This is a genomic window from Bordetella sp. 15P40C-2 (assembly GCF_009763235.1).
In the GTDB taxonomy this organism is placed as follows: Bacteria; Pseudomonadota; Gammaproteobacteria; order Burkholderiales; family Burkholderiaceae_B; genus Bordetella_A.
In genome coordinates this window covers 229,155-248,487 of the sequence record NZ_WSJA01000042.1, presented here as the reverse complement: position 1 = coordinate 248,487, position 19,333 = coordinate 229,155, and the positions used below count along the sequence as shown (strand labels likewise).

At 58.4% G+C, this 19,333-nt stretch carries 10 protein-coding genes; 2 read left to right on the top strand and 8 right to left on the bottom strand.

The features are described from left to right. Positions 1–73: 73 nt before the first annotated feature. From GOQ25_RS17305 to GOQ25_RS17295, 3 genes are all read right to left on the bottom strand, one after another. Positions 74–1,294 (bottom strand): hypothetical protein, encoded by a 1,221-nt coding sequence (locus GOQ25_RS17305; RefSeq protein WP_160351715.1) that lies wholly within the window; start codon positions 1,292–1,294, stop codon positions 74–76. Positions 1,295–1,416: 122 nt separating this feature from the next. Further along, complete coding sequence (locus tag GOQ25_RS17300; RefSeq protein WP_160351714.1) at positions 1,417–2,478, bottom strand: glycosyltransferase; 1,062 nt, start codon at positions 2,476–2,478, stop codon at positions 1,417–1,419. Next, positions 2,478–3,818: a capsule biosynthesis protein gene (locus tag GOQ25_RS17295; protein ID WP_160351713.1), complete on the bottom strand. Its 1,341-nt coding sequence runs from the start codon at positions 3,816–3,818 to the stop codon at positions 2,478–2,480. The genes GOQ25_RS17300 and GOQ25_RS17295 overlap by 1 nt, the downstream gene beginning before the upstream one ends. Before the next feature lie 346 nt (positions 3,819–4,164). On the opposite strand from GOQ25_RS17295, the gene pgi reads away from it, so the two are divergent. Beyond that, positions 4,165–5,769 carry a glucose-6-phosphate isomerase gene (gene pgi / locus GOQ25_RS17290; RefSeq protein ID WP_370519977.1) on the top strand — a complete coding sequence of 535 codons (1,605 nt, stop codon included), beginning with the start codon at positions 4,165–4,167 and terminating at the stop codon, positions 5,767–5,769. A gap of 79 nt (positions 5,770–5,848) precedes the next feature. Here pgi and GOQ25_RS17285 read toward each other — a convergent pair whose 3' ends face one another. The 3 genes from GOQ25_RS17285 to GOQ25_RS17275 all read right to left on the bottom strand — a co-directional run bounded on the left by GOQ25_RS17285 (position 5,849) and on the right by GOQ25_RS17275 (position 16,427). Next, the gene (locus GOQ25_RS17285) at positions 5,849–7,195 is read right to left on the bottom strand and encodes an aminotransferase class I/II-fold pyridoxal phosphate-dependent enzyme (RefSeq protein WP_160351711.1); all 1,347 of its coding nucleotides are present in this window, start codon (positions 7,193–7,195) and stop codon (positions 5,849–5,851) included. Between the two features lie 2 nt (positions 7,196–7,197). Next, positions 7,198–14,835 carry a type I polyketide synthase gene (locus tag GOQ25_RS17280; protein ID WP_160351710.1) on the bottom strand — a complete coding sequence of 2,546 codons (7,638 nt, stop codon included), beginning with the start codon at positions 14,833–14,835 and terminating at the stop codon, positions 7,198–7,200. 464 nt (positions 14,836–15,299) lie between these two features. Further along, on the bottom strand, positions 15,300–16,427 hold the full coding sequence (locus GOQ25_RS17275) for a branched-chain amino acid ABC transporter substrate-binding protein (RefSeq protein ID WP_160351709.1): 1,128 nt from the start codon (positions 16,425–16,427) through the stop codon (positions 15,300–15,302). 285 nt (positions 16,428–16,712) lie between these two features. Between GOQ25_RS17275 and GOQ25_RS17270 the strand changes: the two genes are divergently transcribed. Next, the gene (locus GOQ25_RS17270) at positions 16,713–17,312 is read left to right on the top strand and encodes an alpha/beta hydrolase (RefSeq protein WP_160351708.1); all 600 of its coding nucleotides are present in this window, start codon (positions 16,713–16,715) and stop codon (positions 17,310–17,312) included. Between the two features lie 51 nt (positions 17,313–17,363). On the opposite strand, the gene GOQ25_RS17265 is transcribed toward GOQ25_RS17270, so the two are convergent. Both GOQ25_RS17265 and ugpE read right to left on the bottom strand, forming a co-directional pair. Further along, positions 17,364–18,449 carry a sn-glycerol-3-phosphate import ATP-binding protein UgpC gene (locus tag GOQ25_RS17265; RefSeq protein ID WP_160351707.1) on the bottom strand — a complete coding sequence of 362 codons (1,086 nt, stop codon included), beginning with the start codon at positions 18,447–18,449 and terminating at the stop codon, positions 17,364–17,366. Positions 18,450–18,495: 46 nt separating this feature from the next. Continuing rightward, positions 18,496–19,323, bottom strand: a complete 828-nt coding sequence (ugpE, locus tag GOQ25_RS17260; RefSeq protein ID WP_160351706.1) for a sn-glycerol-3-phosphate ABC transporter permease UgpE — start codon at positions 19,321–19,323, stop codon at positions 18,496–18,498. Positions 19,324–19,333: the final 10 nt, after the last annotated feature.

The following is a 19,333-nucleotide window of genomic DNA, read 5'->3' as shown; positions in this document are numbered from 1 at the left end:
CATGCGTATGCTGCGTCATCCGAGCGCGCCGATCATCCATGTAGGTGCATGAGATTGGAGGATCGCAATTCTTTCAACTCGATCTGCCAGTAGACCCGCTTTCGCTTATATTCCGGGCTTTTCGCATGGCTTTCACTTGCTTGAGGCTGTAAGTAAACTGTCGCGACAGGCCTAAAACGTCTTCCACGTATACCTCAATATTTGCTGTTTGGAGGACCCGCAACTGGCCGTCAGTGAGTTCTAGATAAGCGTCGCATGTGTCCGCGCCCATTAGATAGCCGGAATCAAAAAGCGATTGGCCGTTAGCGGATCTCAATCTATAGATGAGTTGATATCCCATGTAGAGACTTCTGATATTTGTGCTAATGCGCAACATCTTTCTGCTTGACGTCATGGAGATGACGGTGGCTCTGCAGGCGAGTTGGTGTGCTAGGGCATCGTTGTGAGTACGGAAATCGAGAACGGGTGGATGTGCTGTCTGGTGCCGCGCAACTATGTCTGTCAGCTGAAGGTCGCAAGAGAGTGCGCGGATCACTTCGATAATTGCATCCTTATCAGGCTGGACGTGGCCGTCGCCCCAATTGCCGATCACTATATTTGCCGCCGCTTGCTTCAAATAGCGTCGCACATGTTTTCTCAAGTGGGAATGATCGTAGCCGTTGATAAAAATTAATTGGCGATGAATATTGTTATCGCCTAGTTTATATGGAACTCCTGATCGCTCAAGTGCGAGGCGAATCTGCTGGATACTAAAGTCTGAGCCGGCATCGAAGCAAACTCTGAAATATCTCTTTAAATGCGCCGCGTTGTACTGCGTAATGTCAGTCTGAGGATTCCATGCAAAGCTAAGCGCTTGGTCAGCATGCCGCATATGGTTGTGTACGTTCATGCATGCAAATCCTCCGCCCGAGCCGCCGGCGAGGATCAACCGTTTACCTGTTGACTCGACCACTGCGTCCAGCAGGTGTGCGATCTTTGCTGCAATATTGGCATCTACTCGGTTCCATAAGTACCACGAGAGGTTCAACTCTTGTGACAGCCTGAGGCTGGGATCGGATATGGATATCAGTCCTACTTGTGCGGCATCTGCAACTCCGCGGAAGTAGAAGACGGGGGGCGTAACTTTGGTGCGGCTCACGAGGCCATGGAAGCCGACTAAAATATATTGTGCGTGTCGGTCAATATCGGTTAGATATAACTGCAGCGGGGTGCCTTCGACATCAACTTCGTGAACACCTTTATCTCCAAGGCGTGACAAGAACTCAGCAACATTATTGGCTCTGATTGTGTTCAATTTATCCCCTGTGTGCGGATTTGGGTGCTAAGAAAGCAACGCATATCTTAAAGGCTAGCGGACGCAGGCATAAGCCAAGCGGTGCGCTGGGTCGAGGGTATGGTCTCGCTCTAACAGTCGAGTTAATTTTTGAGATTCAGCAAGTCATCATAAATCTTTCCCAGTCTCAGGCTTATCAGCTTTGGGTGATCGGCGAAAGCGCGATGCAGATAGGCATCAGCGATTTCGCGGCGCGCCGCGTGGGAAGAATGCGCCAACTCCAAGATGGCTCGTTGCAAATCTTTGGACGACCTAGGGTTATACAAGAGGTGGTGTGTTGAAGGCGGAAACAGCTCGCGCATAGCTGGAATATTAGGTGCGACCGTTGGTACGCCAAGCGTTAGACCAAGTACCGCGACACCGGAGGTGATAATCTTGTGATATGGAAGTAATAGTCCAAGATGCGACCGCAATAGATCTGCCACAGCATGATTCGGGGTAGCTTCGAACGTGAGGGTGAGCTCCGGCCTCGCCTGTGCATATGACGCTAGTGTTTCCACTAATGTATTGGCTCTGACAGGCTTGCCCACGAATCTCAGCTTTAATTCATTCGGCACTAGAAAGCGTGATGGCAACTTATCCAGCAATTCGATCAAATTTTTATACTGTCGGACGAATCCGAAGCATAGGATTGTCTTCGAAGTGGTCGGCATTCCCGCACATTCGATACTTCTTTCTGTTGGCTCATATACATCGAAGTAGGCGGGATGAGCGAGTATGGTGACTGTCTCGAGTGAATCCAATGCACAATTCGACAGCAGAAAATTCGCCGATGCCATATTATGCACCAGTATACGGTCGGCCACTCTAGCAAGCTTTCTGCGCAGGCTGTTTATCAAAGTTGGATACGGGCATTCGTGCGGGAAGGCATTGTGCAATGTCCAGACGATCTTCCCCCCCACCGCTTTGTATTGTTCCAAGCGCTGAATGTACTCTTTACTCTTGGCCAGTGCTTGGGCCCTATTTTCGCACTTTGCAAAAAGGGTCTCTTCCCAGTGGATGTGAAAAATTGGCAGACTGCGTGGCCGTGCCAGCGCCTTATGTGAAGTCCCCGCAACTGGACGATAGCGTTCCCGAATCGACGAGTACAACAGTTGCTGATAGGGATTGCTATAGATTCGCGAGTTGAGAATCTGCGTGGACATTAAACTGCCACCTCTTCTATAGTCATGTTACTGCCGTTTAAAGATTGGAACACAGGTATATTACGGTGGAGAGCGCTTTGCAGCCTCGGAGGAGGATTGACAAACGCTTCGGGTTCATTGACGAGATTTCGCTTCACCCTATCAACAATTTCGCGACAGGCTGTGTCCCGACCCTTAACATGATAAAAAGAGCCATGGATTTGGATCGAATTTGCTATAGCTTGCACGAAGTCGTCGGTGAGTTTCTTGTCGACCGGTTGTGGATGAACCCAGAATGTTTCTAGGGCGCCTTGGTGCGTGAGTCCAGCAATATCATAAATTGCTATTCCCAAGGTCTTTACCGGAGTGCCGGCTCTCAAACTATGGAGTCCAACGGTTGAGTTGATAGTTATTACGCCGCGACTTCGTCGTATTAATCGTTTCAGATTACAACGGCTTACTGTGAGGACACGATTTTGGACACCATATTCTTTTGCTAACGCCCTTATTTTAGCTTCCCAACGCTCTAATCCATTGTCCAATGGATGCAGTTTTGCTACTAACATTTCCTCTGTCGACGCATTCCGTGCGAATGAATCAATAACTTCCCTTATCATGTCGATCTGTTTTCGATAAGGAGAATTGCAACGGATTTGATAGTCGGCTTGTAATTGCAGCGCTAGCATCCAATACCGCTGCTTAGATGCCCAAAGTTTGTTTATTGCGTCGACGCGTTTAGGTTCGGTAAAAGCGCTGTAAATTTTGTTGGGAATCCAACTGAGATAGTCAATGACCGGATGATAGTATTTGTCCGCTCGATAATAAGGGTACGGATAAGGGAATAAAGCGGTGATCAGGTTGTACACGACTTCGTTAGCCGCTTCGATGGCGAAGCGATGAGAAAACTGACTTTGAGGCGCTTTTGTTATATGGACCTGCTGAGCTATACGGCGAATTGCTTGCGGGTCGTTTGGAAAATGCGAGAGCGCTCCCATGCCGCCTCTTTCGAGAGTAAGCCAGTCCGGGCGTAAATATCCGAACTCCATAGCGTATGTTCTGATGTCTAATGCAGCAGCTACTTCGCGCGCGACGGCATGGTATGGTAGCCTATCGGCATAATATAGTATGTCAGTTATCCGCTTGTCGTTTAAATATTGCTTAAGAAATGCCGCCCAATTAGCGAATCGACCACGGTAATTGTCTGCGCCGCGTTTTCTCCAGTAGGCCCAGTCTCCCATTGACAAGTTGATTCGGTGGACGATGAACCCAGCCGACTCAAATTCCTCGGCCAGTTGCCTCCAGAACGTGGACGGGGGCCCTTGAAGAAAGAGGATTTTTCTGCGTGTATCGATTTTGTTCATGCGCTACGGGACGGCACTGATTCTCAAAAAAACGGTGATTGTACTTTCGGTCGTGGTTTTGAAACCATACGAGTCAAATTCGAAATACTCCTATGCCGTGAGTGGCACTCGTCTGCAGCATTTCTGCCGCAAGTCGTGCTGGGGGTACGTATCGTATCGAATTATGCACACAATAGGGTTGTGCTGCGGCATAATCTCCGAGTGAACAGAACGCGGTCAGAGAGGCTCGACGATGTACAGGACCCCTCGGTTAGCATCTTGAATGCGCCTTTGCCTGCCAACAGCGCTCCCGGCCACTTCCTTAAATAGCCTTTGTTTTACGAGTTCGTCGTCTGGTTCCTTGCACATGAAAGATTCAGCTCCCCTTATGCCCTCTGTTACTCCTTCAGAAGTGCCCCCGCTATCCAACATGCCAGAGTGGTCCACATTTCAGGAGTCCTTACAGGGTGCAGACTGCAGGGGAGAAAAGCTTCGGCTTATCGATGCGGCAGGCCTATGTGTCGACCTCAGCGCGCAACCCTGCTCTGAAGATCTGACCAGGGCTTCCGAGGCGCTTTTAAGTGCGCGAGATTTCACCCGGATGCGCCGGCGATTGTTGGAAGGCGGAGTGGTGAACCCCACTGAAGATCGCGCTGCGTGGCACTCCATGCTGCGCGAGCCTTCGCCCACCCCTGAAGTTGCCCACGAGCGCAATCGCTTGCTCCAGTTCGTCCAACGCGCAGACAATGAACGTCGCTGGCGTCACGTGCTGCACATCGGCATAGGGGGCAGCGACTGGGGCTTGCGTTTAACGGTCGCAGCATTCGGATACACGGGAACCTGGCGCGATATTCGTTTTGTGGCCAACATTGACGGTCATGCAATCGAAGGCGGGATTGCGGGGCTGAATCCGCACGAAACCGTCGTCGTAATCGCCTCCAAATCATTCGCGACGGCAGAGACCCTGGAGAACGCGCGCCGCGCTTTGGAATGGCTACGCGCATCAGGCGTGAAATGTCCTGAGCGCCAGCTCGTTGCCGTCACCGCTCGTCCCGCCTTGGCGCGCGAATTCGGCGTGCCCGAAGATCAAATCTTCCCATTCTGGGATTGGGTCGGTGGTCGATTCTCGTTTTGGTCGTCGGTCTGCGTCTCAACCGCGCTGACCGTCGGGACCGACGTCATGGCCGGGATGCTAGCTGGTGCGCATGCGATGGATGAGCACTTCCGCACCGCGCCCATCGAGCGCAATGCGCCGGTACAACTGGCTCTGGCCGGCGTCGCGAATCGCAGTGTCCTGGGGCTGAGCTCTTTAAATATCTCGGTATACGACTCTCGCCTGTTCCACTTGGTGCCTTATCTGCAGCAGCTGGAAATGGAATCGCTGGGCAAGTCGGTCACGATCGCTGGCGAACCAGTAGGTGTGCCAACCGGACCCGCCGTATGGGGCATGCCGGGCACCGACGCGCAGCACACCTTCTTCCAATGGCTGCACCAAGGCGATGGCGCTGCCGTTGACTTCATTGTCTGCCAGCAAGCTGATCATCGCTGGCCTGAGCATCATCAGCAGCTTATCGCCAACTGCCTGGCACAGCGCGAAGCGCTATTGCGCGGGAAGTCGTATGAAGAAGTGCTTGCGGAAATGGAAGGCACGGGCGACCCAGAGCACGTAAAGTGGTTGGCCAAGCACAAGGTATATCCGGGTGGTCGTCCGTCGAACCTGATCGTCTTGCCGCGTCTGAGTCCTTATACGCTGGGCGCTTTGATTGCCCTGTACGAGCATAAGGTATTCGTGCAGGCGCTTATCTGGGGTATTAATCCGTTCGATCAATGGGGTGTTGAGTTGGGCAAGACCCTTACCGCCCGCATTCGAAAGGATTGGGAATCGATGTCCGAGGGCAAATGTGATGCTGTGTCGAGCCACGACCCGTCGACGCAATACTGGCTGGAGCGTTTCGCGCCTTCGCGCAAGTGAATGCAGAGAGGAAAGCCGTGTCTTCACGGCTGGTACGGCAGGTGAGGATAGCGCGAACTCGCGCATCACCTGCCGTTTTTTATAGCAATTCGCTTAGCGCCGATACCGTGCGGCGCAACTGCTCTTCGGTGTGCATGCAAGAGACGAAAAAACGCAGCCTGGCCGATTTTTCCGGAACTGCCGGATAAAGAATCGGCTGCACATTGATGCCTTGCTCGAACAGCGCAGCCGATAGCCGCGCGGCTTTAAGAGAACTGGCAATAATCGCTGGCACGACGGCGTAACCGGTACTTGACCCGGTGTCGATACCGGCGGCTCGAGCCGATTCCAAGAAATACTTCCCGCGAGCTTGCAGCGTAGTGACTCGCTCGGGAAGCTCAAGCATACGTCGCAACGCGGCCAGAGAGGCGCCCGCCACGGCAGGTGGCATCCCCACGCTATACAGAAAACCCGGCGCCAAGAACTTCAGATGTTCAATCAACGCCGTCTCGCCCGCGATGTAGCCGCCGCATCCTGCAAGCGTCTTACTCAGCGTGCCCATCCATATATCGACGTCCGTGCCGGCCAGCCCGAAGTGCTCGCGAATGCCGTATCCACGCTTGCCCATGACGCCCAGCGAATGGGCCTCATCGACCATCAGGAAAGCCTTATGCCGTCGCTTGATCTCGACAAACCGCGGAAGGTCCGGAAAATCGCCGTCCATGCTGTAGATGCCTTCGAGCACAATCAGCACGCGTTCGAATTGATGGCGCTGTTCCGCGAGGATAGCGTCCAGCGCGGCCCAGTCGTTATGGGCGAATGATAAACGGCGCGCGCCGGATAGCTGGGCGCCTTGCAGAATGCTGTTGTGAATCAGCTCGTCATGCACGATCAGGTCGCGCGGGCCGAACAGGTAGCCGATCGTGGATACGTTCGTCGCGTGTCCGCTGACGAATGCAATGGCGTCATCGACTGCATACAGGTCGGCAATCGCGCGCTCTAGTTCGCGATGGATGGGGCGTTCGCCAGACACAAGGCGGCTGGCAGATACGGACGTGCCGTAGCGCTCCATCGCCTCGCGTGCGGCGGCCTGAACGACGGGGTCGTCGGACATGCCCAGATAGTTATAGCTGGCGAAGTTGATGTACGACTTGCCGCCGATTTGCGTCTCGGCGCCTGCGGCGCCTTCATGCAGTTTGAAAAACGGGCTGCGCACGCCCATGCGGGCGGCGCCTTCATTCATGATTTGCAGCTGGCGATAGCCTGGGTGCAGATCGAAGCGGTAGAACTCTTCGGGGATGGCGTTCTTCCGCGCAGACGATTGGAGCATTGTCCGCGGGGACGACGCCTGTCCGGCTTGACGCAGCTTGCGCTCCAGGGCCTGCTGGATGAGCTTGTCTTTGATGCTGGCCGATAAGCCGGGCAGGCCTTTTTTGCTACTGCTCACAATCAGTGAATCATCCGTTTATTGTTGAGGTTCCCTGATTTTAGTTCATCGGCAAATTTGGCCATGGCCTCGGCAGGGACCTCATCGGTATGCTGTGAGACGACTTGCTCGACCTGAGCCAGCACTGCGTCCTGACTGGCGTGATCACCATCCCCGCGCAGCATTTGAATGAGCTTGGCAGCCAGGCGGGATAGGGTGGGGCTTTCGTTTAAGGCCATGACGGGTAGGCGGATGCCAAACCGGTTCTCAAGCGCTACGACGAGTTCCACCCCCATCAACGAGTCCAGCCCCATGTCGTAGACGGACACCTCGGGGTCGATCTTGTCAGGCGATACGCGCAGGATCTCGCTGACTTCCGCTTTGATCATGTCCACGAAGATGGGATGCAAGGCTTCGTCATCCATGGTGGCCAACAGATGCGCAACATCGCGCGCGTCACCATCATCGTCGCCGCCGTCGCTGTACCGACGCGCTAGCAGACTGAACTTCGGCGAATTGGCGCTGGGCAGGAATCTGCGCAGGGCGCGCCAGTCGAGCTCCAGTACGCCCAGACCGCTGGCGTTTGCTTGCACCATGGCTTCCAGCACATCCAACGCGGCACCCGAGGCGAGCGCCGCGCCGCCCATGCGGCTTTGCAGTGCATCCTTGATCTTAGTGTTGCGGGCCAGATAGCCCACGTCGTCAATGGCGCCCCAACGTACGCAGGTAGCGGGTCGACCATGCGCGCGCCGCTGTTGGGCCAACGCCTCCAGCCACATGTTTGCGGCAACGTAGTTCGCTTGGCCAGGGTTGCCAAAAAGCGTCGTGCCCGACGAGTAGAGAATGAAGAAATCGAGGCTCAAGTCGCGGGTAGCGTCGTCGAGATTCTTCCCACCTACAACTTTGGGCGCCAGCACGCGTTCGATTTGTTCGGCGGTCGCGTTGCGCACCAGGCAGTCGTCGATCACCATGGCTGCGTGGACGACGCCGCGTAGGGGCGGCATATTGGCCTGGATATACTGCATCAGGTCGCGTACCGCATGCGCATCTGTGACGTCGCAGGCGGTCGCGTAAACGTTTACGCCTTGGTGCTGAAGCTGCGCGATCGCTGCTTGTGCCGTGTCGGAAGCAGGGCCGCTGCGGCTGACGAGCACCAGATGGCGGGCGCCTTGTTCCGCGAGCCATTGCGCCGTGCGTAACCCAAAGCCGCTAAGCCCGCCGGTGACGAGGTAAGTAGCTTCTGCCGGCAACGCCAAGCCATGGGGAGACGTCGCAGCAACAGCATGGTGTACGTGACGAATGCCGTTGCGATAGGTGATGACGATCTTCCCGATCTGGCGCGCCTGCTGCATGTAGCGGAAAGCATCGACCACGTTGTTGGCATCGAACTCTTGATACGGCAGAGGATGCAGCACGCCTTGTTTGAACAGCTCCATCATCTCGCCGAACAATCGATGCGTCAGCGCGGGGCGCTCCTGCATCAGTTGGTCTGCGTCAATGCCGAAATAGCTGATGTTGTTGCGGAAGGGACGCAAGCCGATACGGGTGTTCTCGTAGAAGTCCCGCTTGCCCAATTCGAGGAATCGGCCAAAGGGCTTGAGTACGCGCAGGTTGCGGTTGACCGCTTCGCCAGCGAGTGAGTTCAGTACGACGTCCACGCCTTTCCCGCCGGTATCGGCGAGAATCTCGTCCGCATACGCTAGGGATCGCGAGTCGTAGATGTGCTGAACGCCCATGAGGCGCAGGAAATCGCGTTTCTCTTCCGAGCCGGCAGTGGCGTAGATCTCGGCGCCACGCGCCTGAGCAAATTGGATCGCAGCGATCCCGACGCCGCCTGCGGCGCCGTGGATGAGTATCTTCTCGCCTTCTTCCAATTGCGCCAGGTGATGCAGCGCGTAGTACACCGTGAAGAAGGTGCTCGGGATCGTGGCCGCCGCTTCGAATGAGATTCCTTCGGGAATAGGCGCGATAGCGCTGGCCTTGGTCAGCACCCGGTTCGAGAAGCTGGCCGGGCCAAAGCCCACCACGGCGTCGCCCGGTTGATAGCCGCCTTCGGCATTGGGTCCAACGCGTTTGACGATGCCGGCGAATTCCAAACCTAGGGTCGGGCCGGCGAAGCCGTTTTCGATGGCTTCGTCTGACAAGAGGCCGAGGGCATACATCACGTCGCGGAAATTCAGGCCCGTGGCGCGGACTTCAATCTCTAACTGGTCGTCGGCGGGCTCCGTGGCCGCAGATGCCTGCCAGCGAAGGTTGCGCAGCTGTCCCGGGAACTCGAAGCCTAAGCTGATATGTTCCGCGCGTGACGCCACGTTCGTGGGCGCGGCTGGGCGCGCTACGGTACGTAGACGTGGCGCGTAACGATGCCCGTCTGCCGTGAGCGCGGCTTCGTACTCGGCGTCGGGATGCTGTAGTTCACGCACGAGAGCGTCTAGCAGCGTGTCGTTCGGTTCGGTATGCGGTAGATCCAGGAGACGCACGCCAAACTGGGCGGCCTCGTTCATCATGGTGCGCCCGTAGCCCCACAGCGGCGCATCTTTCAACATGCCGGTCGTCGTGGTGTCGGTGCGCGCCAGCGTCTGTGCGGCGCCTGCAGTCAGGAGCCAGAGCGTGGCTTTGCTGTGGCTGCGTTCCAATCCCTGCGCTACGGCGGCGGCGATGGCGCATCGGCGGACCTGGGTTTGCAGCATGGTTGCCGCGTCGTCGTCCTCCGTAAAGAGACCGTCCAGATGCAGGATGCCATGCAGATGACCGAGTTCCGCATTGGCCTGGGCAAGTACAGTGTCGATCTCTGCTGGGGCAGTGTCGTTGTGTACGAGGACGCGATGACCGGCGGCGGACAGCGAGGCGCAAAGGCGCTGTAGGAGCGCATGGCTGGCGTCACTCGCGCCGGAAAGCACTAGCCAAGCAGGCGAATCTTCCGGCGTGGGCGAAGTGCTGGGCAATGCGCAGGCTTGTGGCGCATCCGTTTCCGCAGCGACGGCGGTCAACAGATAGGGCCCGCTGAAGGATTCAGCAACAAAGTCCACGACAGGGCCGCAGTCGTACCCCTGCTGCGTCAGCATGTCACGCCACAGGTCGGCGGAATACTGGCACGAAGCAGGTTGACTGTCGGCATCAGTCGCTACCCACCATGAGGCCCGGCCGCCGGCGACAAAGTCCAGCCACGCAGCGGGATGGTGGCCAATCACAAGCAGTGACCCGTTTTGCTTAAGACGCGCGCGTACGTATTCCTGCACACGTAACGCGTCATCGGGATTGCATTCGTCAGCGTGCAGGATCACCAAGTCGACATCGCGCTGCAAGTCCGCAGACAGGTCTTCGAGCGTGCCACAGGAGGCGTCGGGATAGCCATCTAACAGGCGCTCGGCCTGTTCTACAGCGGCGGATTGTGTCGAGACGAATCGATAATCCGACACGTCGAAGTTCAATGACGTGCACGCGTGTACCGCGAAAGCCGGGGCTACCGCGCTGATTTCCAGCACGTTCAAACGCGCGCCTGGGGGAAGCTCTTCTTGTGCGCGTGCCAGTAGCGTCTGCAAGGAGGCGCCCATATGCTCGCGGGTGTGCGCGCCTAGAATCTGGCGCGCCAATGCCCCCAGGGAGGCCTCGGCAGGGGAGACGTCGTCCAACGACACCTGCCCTTGAAGCAGCTGCGACAGATGTAGACCGACTCGCCCAACGGCGTGCACGATCTGCGCGTAGTCAGGATACTCGCGCAGCAAACTGTTCCAGATATCGATGACATCGGGATCGTTATCGTCGTGTTCGGAAATCGTCCATCCGGACGGGCCGCGCTGCAGCAAGCCGGTGTCCGTGGCGCGCGCCAGCACGTGATCGAGCAGCGGCGCGGTTTCGGGCGAGGTCTGGCGCAGCCGTTCGATCGCCTCGTTGTATAGATGACGCCCATTCACTGCCAGGCTGCTCAGTGCGCGCACGGCGAAGTGGTCGCACAGGCTGTCGAGCAAAGGCTCGATTTCCAATGCGTAGCGTGCATGGGTCTGTTCCGCTGCCAGCGTCTCAGCCAACGCGCTGAAAGCCGTGCGCACGGCCGTGGAATCCAGCGCGCTGATATGGCGGCGCGGGTCCATGGGATGGGGGCTGGGCACACCGCTGTCGGCCACAAAGTCCAGCGCTTCGGCAGCCGTCTTGGAAAGGCGAATGCTCTTGAAGCGTGCCTCGCGCACCGCGGCGATTTGCTTACCATCGGCGTTGTATATCGCGAACTCCGCGGTGATGGAGTGGGGCGTACGCCGCAGCAGGCGGGCGCGCGCGTAGTGCGGGACGCCGCTCGAGGCGCGTACGGCGAGTCGGCCGATCTTGGCAGGGACGAAGGCCACACCCAGCTTCATCGCCGGGTCATCGCGCAGCAACTGGATGATGAGCTGAAACGTGCAGTCCAGCAGCGCGGGATGCAGATGCGTTTGCGCCAAATGGTCCTGTAACGATGCGGCCGGGTTCAAGACGGCCAGCACCGTGTCATCCGATTCTCTCCAGCCGTGCTGCACGGCTCGAAACGCCGAGCCATAATCCAACCCGACTGCTTCAGTCAGCAGCGCATGGCTATCGGTGGTGAAATCGTAAGCGCGTTCCGGCAGGCTGAGGGCGCCGTCCACCAGCAGCGCATCGCTGGCTTCGCGCAGGATGCGCGCGTTAGCGTGCAAGGTCCAGGGCTCAGTACTGCCCAGGTCTTTCGCTTGAATGCGTACCGCGCCGTCGGCGCTGTCTATGGTGATGCGGGTGCGCTTGGCCGGGGAGGGGCCGACTAGCAGGGGGGCACGGATTTCCAGCTCTTCGATTTCGAGCCATTCTCCGGGCTGCCACTGTTCTGCCGCCGCCAATGCGATCTCGGCGAAACCGCTGCCGGGAAACACAGTGGCGTCGCCCACCACGTGATCGGCGAGCCAGGGGTACAGATGCGTGTCGAGCTGGTTTTCCCAAATGCCTTCGTGTTGGCTTAGCGGGTAACCCAACAGCGGGTGCACCTTCGCGCGCTGTAGCTGACCCAGCGACTCGGCGGTGACAGGGTGCCAGTAGCGTTCGCGCTGCCAAGGATACGCTGGCAAGGCGACATGGCGCCCGGCCCAGGGGAACAGACTGTTCCAGACGACCTGGGCGCCGCTTAGCAACGCCTGGCCGGCGACGTCATGGATGCGAGCCGGGTCATCATTACCGCGGCTGGCCGTCATCAATACGCGGCCCTTGATGCCAGCTGCGTTAAGGCCATCGTTGACGTAGGAGCGCAGCACGGGATGCGGCCCGACTTCGATGTATACGTTCGCGCCGTCCGCGACGAGTGAATCGATGGCTTGATGGAAACGCACCGGTTCTCGCACGTTGCGCCACCAGTAGTCCGCATCGAGTTGGTCGCCGGACAACGCTTTGCGGTCCACCGACGAAATAAAGGGTATGCGGCCGGCGACGGGGGCAAGGGAGGCAAGCGCAACGCGCAACTCGCCCTCGATACCGTCCATCGCGTTGCTATGAAAGGCGTAATCCAGATCCAGGCGTTTATAAAACACCTGGCGAGTCGCGAGTTCGGCCTCCACCGTCGCCATGGCGTTCGGATCGCCAGCGAGGGTCGCGCCGCGTGCACTGTTGTAGCCGGCCACGCAAACGGCGTCGGTTAGCTGCAGCTCGGTTAGCAGGGCCAAGGCCTCGCCGCCGTCGATGCCGACCGCGGTCATGCAACCCTGGCCTTTGGTCATGCCCTGCAGGCGGCTACGGTGGAAGATGACGTTGACGGCATCGGCAAGCGTCAACGCGCCGCATGCCCAAGCCGCGGCAACTTCGCCTACGCTATGTCCAATCACCGCCGTTGGCACGATGCCGCGCTGTGCGAGCATGCGGGTGACACCGACCTGGATCGCGAATAAGGCGGGCTGCGCGATCTCGGTACGCGCGTAGCGGTTGGCGTTATCGCTGCGGGCCAGTTCCTCGCCGAGCTTATAGCCAGCCAGGGGCGAGAAGAGGGTATCGACCTCGTGCACGGCCTCGGCAAAGACGGGGTCGGCTAGCAGCTGACGGCCCATGCCCTCCCACTGTGAACCGTTGCCAGAGTAGACGAAGACCGGCCCTTGCGCAGCCGGGACCGCGCTGCCGGACGCCACGCTATAGCGCGGGGCAGTGCCATCGGCGAAGGCCAACAGAGCCTGAGCAATCTGCTCGCTATCGTTGCCATATACCACCGCGCGTTCGGCGTGCCATTCGCGTCGCATGACGGAGTGGTAGGCAATGTCATACAACGCGCGCGGCGGCTGCTGTTGCAGAAACTCGGCCGCATTGCGTGCCGCCGCCGCAAGCGCATCGCTAGTTTTGCCGGAGACGATAACGGGCACGGGTGCCGTGTTGGCGAGCTTGTCGGCCGGGTCGTTATTAATCGCGGGCGGGCTCTGCAAGATGACGTGGGCATTGGCGCCGCCAAAGCCGAACGAGTTCACCCCGATCGTCAAGGTACCGTTAGGGCGCAACCGGTGATTCTGCGTGGCGACCGAGATATTCCACTCATCGAACTTGATCGCCGGGTTGAGCGTTTTAATCCCGATGGTGGCGGGCACCGTGCGATGTTGCAGACAGTAGATGGCTTTGACGAGGCCCGCGACGCCCGAGGCGGCTTCGAGGTGGCCGACATTGCTCTTGATCGAGCCGATCAGCAGCGGAGCGTCCGTGCCGCGTGGGCGGCCCAAGGCCTCGCCAATCGCACGGGTTTCGATCGGGTCGCCGACTGCGGTGCCGGTGCCGTGGGCTTCGAGGTAATCGATTTCATCGACCGAGACGCCCGCGCGTTCGTACGCCTGGCGCATCAGGGAAACCTGAGCGTCCGCGTTCGGCACGGTCAAACCGGACTTGCGCCCATCGGTGTTGACCGCGCTACCGGCGATGACGGCGAGGATATGGTCGCCATCGGCGACGGCCTGATCGTAGTCTTTCAGTAAAAACAGCCCGCCGCCTTCCGAACGCACATAGCCGTCGCCGGAGGCGTCGAACACCTTGCATCGGCCTTCCGGTGAGAGCATCGACGCCTTGGAGAACGTGATGAAGCCGTAGGGATGCAGGTGCAGGCTGATGCCGCCTGCGATGGCCTGGGTGGTTTCACCCGTCATGATGGCGCGGCAGGCCTGATGCACCGCGACCAAGGCCGAGGAACACGCCGTGTCCACCGCCATGCTCGGCCCGTGCAAATCGAATACGTACGAGAGCCGGTTGGCCGCGATGCTGGAGGTGTTGCCCGTGGCCATGGAAGCATCCACAGCCCCCATGTCGTCGGACATCCGGTACGAATAATCGGCGCTGGAAATTCCGATATAAACGCCGCAATCGCTGCCACGCAGCCGCGAGGGCGCAATGCCGGCGTTTTCCATGGCTTCCCAGCACAATTCGAGCAGCATGCGCTGCTGCGGGTCCATCAGCGCGGCTTCGCGAGGCGAGATGCCAAAAAATTGAGCATCAAACCCTGAAACGTCGCCTAAAGAACCCGCGGAAAAGGTATAGGCGGTGCCTGGGTGATCCTTGGCGGGATGAAGGTAAGCGTCTTGTTGCCACCGGCTCGGGTCGACCTGCGTGACCAGATCGCGTCCGGCAAGCAGATCCGTCCAGAACGATCCAAAATCCGTTTGCGGAAAGCGGAATGAGAGCCCTACGACGGCAACACGCTTTGCCATAAATGTTTTTCCTTCGACAGCTGCTCGAAAAGCTGGTTACTTTGATGGTTACAGGCTTCGCGGCGGGGTTGGCCGCGCAACTGGGAAAGGGTCGTTGTGCTGAGGTTAAATCAACGCCGAACATCCCAGCCCGACTCAATTCAATATTGGCGACGTGAATCCGCAAAAGCAGTCAAACGACTAGGGCAAGCGCGGTCCGACAGAATATACGTAACTGGGGTTTGCGAACGTAGATCGACCATTATGAAATGATAAGCGTGGATAGCGAGTCCGAGATTCTACTGTGTGGTTGTTAATAGGTGATTGCAGATTACCGGTTTGTAATAAAAAGATACAAAGCCCAGGTAATAGCGGCGCATCACACGCGATCTGTCCTGCTGCCTAGCTGCGTGGGAGATCCGTTCCCAAATTCGAAAATGCGAAAAGGGAAGCGGATCTCGCGGACTTAAGTCGACAAAAGGTAATTATTTATACAGCGTCTTGCTGCCGTCCTTGTGCCAAGTAAATACTTGGAATTCAAAGTCGTTCAGGTCGCCCTGTTTATTCCACGAGGTTTTTCCGATCGGCGTATCGAACGAATTGGCGTGCAGATATTGCGCCACCTTGGTCGGGTCTGTGGTGCCCGCGCCCTTGATGGCATCGGCAATGACTTGCGTGGCGGCGTAGGAGGTTAATTGGAAGGCGCCGCTGGCATTGCGTTTTTTGCTTTCAAAGGCTTTGACGATTTCGGCGTTGGCCGGGTTTTGTGTGAAATCGGCCGGCAGCGTGAGCAGCATGCCCTCGGCGGCGGGGCCAGCAATGGCGTTGATGTCCGGATTGCCTACACCCTCGGGTCCCATGAATTTTGCCTTGACGCCTTGCTCGGCCGCCTGGCGCAAAAGCAAGCCCATTTCGGGGTGATAACCGCCGTAATAGACAAAATCCACGTTATTGGATTTCAACTTAGTAATGACGGCGGAATAATCGCTATCGCCGGCGTTAATCCCTTCGAAAACCACGACTTTCGTGCCGGCCTTTTCCAGGTCGTTCTTAACGGCGGTGGCGATGCCCTGACCGTACGATTGTTTATCGTGCAGAACCGCGACGGTGGTCGGTTTGATTTTTTCTAGAATAAATTTCGCGGCTGCCGGCCCTTGCTGGTCGTCGCGGCCGATCGTGCGGAATATAAACTCGTAGTTCTTTCCATCGGTCAACGCGGGCGAGGTTGCCGACGGCGTGACCATGACGACGCCTTCATTGTTATAGACGTCGGCTGCAGCGATAGTCGCGCCCGAGCATACGTGGCCAACCACAAACCCGATGTCGTCATTGACCACGCGGTTCGCGGCGACGGGACCTTGCTTGGGCTCGCAGCCGTCGTCGATCACCACGGCTTCGAGCTTTTTGCCGTCAACGCCGCCCGCGGCATTGATCATTTCGATCGCGGTATCAACACCTTCGCGGACCATGGCGCCGTATTGCGTAACGGGGCCCGTAGTCGGTCCGACGACGCCGATTTTGATGCTTTCTGCATACGCGCCCGCCGATGCGGCGATACCAGCGGCCAGCGTGAGCGCGCTCAGCACAGGGCTCAGACGAAATACGTGTTTCATGGTGGAACTCCCTCAATTCAACAATCGTAGTCAGACGGATGTGTACCGCTGCTTGAAAGCAAGGATACCCGAAACCTCACGCCGCTTGAGCCAGCGGCTCATCGGATTGGTACTAACACCACGGCTCTACGACCTGTTGCGCGCGTTTAGCGGCGATAAAGTGGCGCGGGTCGGTGTGCAGCGCGGCCGGGACACCGCCGTTGCCTAGTTTTATATCGAATTCCGTATAAACAAAAGGCAATTTATTCGTTTACGGTCTTTAGTGCGCGCGGCATGATGAACGACATGAAATTCCAACCGATTATCGTGCCGGGCTGGAAAAATTCGGGTCCCGGTCATTGGCAAACACGGTGGGCGCAATGCCTGCAGCATGCGCACCGCGTCGAGCAGCCGGATTGGGTGTATCCGGAACCGGCGACGTGGCATGCGACGGTGGCGCGCTATGTCGATCAAGCGGAGTGCCCGGTACTGCTGGTCGCGCACAGCCTGGGATGCCTGGCGGCGGTGTCATTGCCCGTGCCGCTGCGCGCCAAGGTGGCGGGTGCGCTATTGGTGGCGCCACCCGATGTAGAGCGTGCGACTGCCGCGCCGTGCATACGCGGCTTTGGCCCGGTCCCCTTGCATTCGCTACCGTTTCAATCCGTCGTGGTGGCGAGCGACGACGATCCGTATTGTTCGCTCGCGCGGGCGCGGGAGTTCGCGCACGCCTGGGGTAGTCGGTTGGAAATATTGAAAGGCGCCGGACATATCAACGCGGAGAGCGGCTTTGGCGACTGGCCGCAAGGCTTGAAGATACTGGCGGCATTGCGCCGCCGGGCGGTGTGGAGGGTAAACGCGCCATTGCCCCGCGTGGCAAAGGTGCAGGAAGTCGTGAGCCTGCCGTAGGGCTGGGGGTGCCTTCGGCACGCTGGCGCGCCGAAGACAAACCGCGCGGACTTAGTCGTCGATGCGTCGGCCGGTATCCTGGTCGAACCAATGCAGCGCATGGCGGCTGTCCGGGCCCAATTGGATCTGCGCACCCGGTGTAACACCGCGACTGGCGAGCAAGTGCGTCGAACAACGCACCACCAGCGCGGACTGGCCGCAGCGCGCGTGCAGCAGCTGTTCGGACCCCAGCGTTTCCACCATTTCGACTTCAGCGGTGATGCCGGGCTGGTTGAGCACGATATGTTCGGGACGCAGGCCCAGGATCACCTTGCGGCCGCGTACGCGGGCCGGCACTTGTTCAGCGCCGATTTGCAGGGCAATACCGTCCTCGGTGGTGATGACGCCGTCTGCCGAGGTGACGACGTTGATCAGGTTCATCGGAGGCGAGCCAATGAAGCCAGCCACAAAGATCGAAGCGGGCTTCTCGAAGACTTCCATCGGGGTGCCAATCTGCTCCGGCACACCTTGGTTCATCACGATCATGCGATGAGCGAGTGTCATCGCTTCGACCTGATCGTGGGTCACGTAAAGGCTGGTGGTGCCCAGGCGGCGATGCAGCTTCATGATTTCCAGACGCATGGCCACGCGCAGCTTGGCGTCCAGGTTCGATAGCGGTTCGTCGAACAGGAACACCTTGGGCTCGCGCACAATGGCGCGGCCCATGGCCACGCGCTGACGCTGGCCGCCGGAGAGCTGGCGCGGCCGACGGTCGAGGAGCTTCTCCAGTTCCAGGATCTTGGCCGCGGCCTCGACGCGCTGGCGGATCTCGTCTTGCGAGAACTTACGGATTTTCAAGCCATAAGCCATGTTGTCGAACACGCTCATGTGCGGATAAAGCGCATAGTTCTGAAACACCATGGCGATGTCGCGCTCGGCGGGTTCGAGTTGATTGACGACCTTGTCGTCGATCAGGATCTCGCCGCTGGTGACGGTCTCCAGGCCGGCGACCATGCGCATCAGCGTGGATTTGCCGCAGCCAGAGGGGCCGACGATAACGATGAATTCACCGTCTTTGACGTCCATATCAATGCCATGAATGACGGGGACGTTGCCGGCGTAGGTTTTCTTGACGTTGCGAAAGCTCAGGGTTGCCATGAGATGTATTCTGCGTAAGCGGCTGTCTGCTTGGGAGACAGCACGGTTATTTTTCGGTATCGACCAGACCTTTGACGAACCACTTCTGCATAAAGATCACGACCAGCACGGGCGGAATCATCGCGAGCAGCGCGGTAGCCATGGTGATGTTCCATTCCGTGACGCTGTCGCCGCCGCTGATCATGCGCTTGATGCCGATGACCACGGGGTACATGTCTTCTTTGGTGGTGATCAAGAGCGGCCAGAGATACTGGTTCCAGCCATAAATGAACTGGATCACGAAGAGCGCCGCGATGCTGGTGCGCGACAGGGGCAGCAGCACGTCGCGGAAGAATCGCAGCGGTCCGGCGCCATCGATGCGCGCGGCTTCGACCAGCTCGTCGGGCACCGTCAGGAAGAACTGACGGAACAGGAAGGTGGCCGTGGCCGAAGCGATGAGCGGCAGCGTCAGGCCCGCGTAGCTGTCAAGCATGCCCAGGTCCGCGACGACTTTGTAGGTCGGCGCGATCCGGACTTCCACCGGCAGCATCAGCGTGACGAAGATCATCCAGAAAAAGAACATGCGCCCGGGAAAGCGGAAGTAGACCACCGCGAACGCGGATAAGAGCGAAATCGCGATTTTGCCGATCGAGATCGCCAGCGCCATGATCAGGCTGACGTAGAGCATATTGCCTACGCCGGCGTTGGTCAGTGCCCGGGTGTAGTTCTCGAGGAAGTGCGCGCCGGGCAGCAACGACATGGGCGCGGAAGCGACCTCTTGGGCGGTTTGTGTGGAGGCGACAAACGTCACATACAGCGGAAAGGCCACCAATGCGACCCCGCAGATCAGAATGACGTGAGCGAAGATGTCTAGCCAGGGACGGCGTTCAACCATGATGCTTAGC

Coding starts and splice junctions, on each gene's coding strand:
- pgi (WP_370519977.1), top strand. CDS start 4,165: ATGAAAGATTCAGCTCCCCTTATGCCCTCTGTTACTCCTTCAGAAGTG.
- GOQ25_RS17300 (WP_160351714.1), bottom strand. CDS start 2,478: ATGTCCACGCAGATTCTCAACTCGCGAATCTATAGCAATCCCTATCAG.
- GOQ25_RS17270 (WP_160351708.1), top strand. CDS start 16,713: ATGAAATTCCAACCGATTATCGTGCCGGGCTGGAAAAATTCGGGTCCC.
- ugpE (WP_160351706.1), bottom strand. CDS start 19,323: ATGGTTGAACGCCGTCCCTGGCTAGACATCTTCGCTCACGTCATTCTG.
- GOQ25_RS17295 (WP_160351713.1), bottom strand. CDS start 3,818: ATGAACAAAATCGATACACGCAGAAAAATCCTCTTTCTTCAAGGGCCC.
- GOQ25_RS17265 (WP_160351707.1), bottom strand. CDS start 18,449: ATGGCAACCCTGAGCTTTCGCAACGTCAAGAAAACCTACGCCGGCAAC.
- GOQ25_RS17280 (WP_160351710.1), bottom strand. CDS start 14,835: ATGGCAAAGCGTGTTGCCGTCGTAGGGCTCTCATTCCGCTTTCCGCAA.
- GOQ25_RS17275 (WP_160351709.1), bottom strand. CDS start 16,427: ATGAAACACGTATTTCGTCTGAGCCCTGTGCTGAGCGCGCTCACGCTG.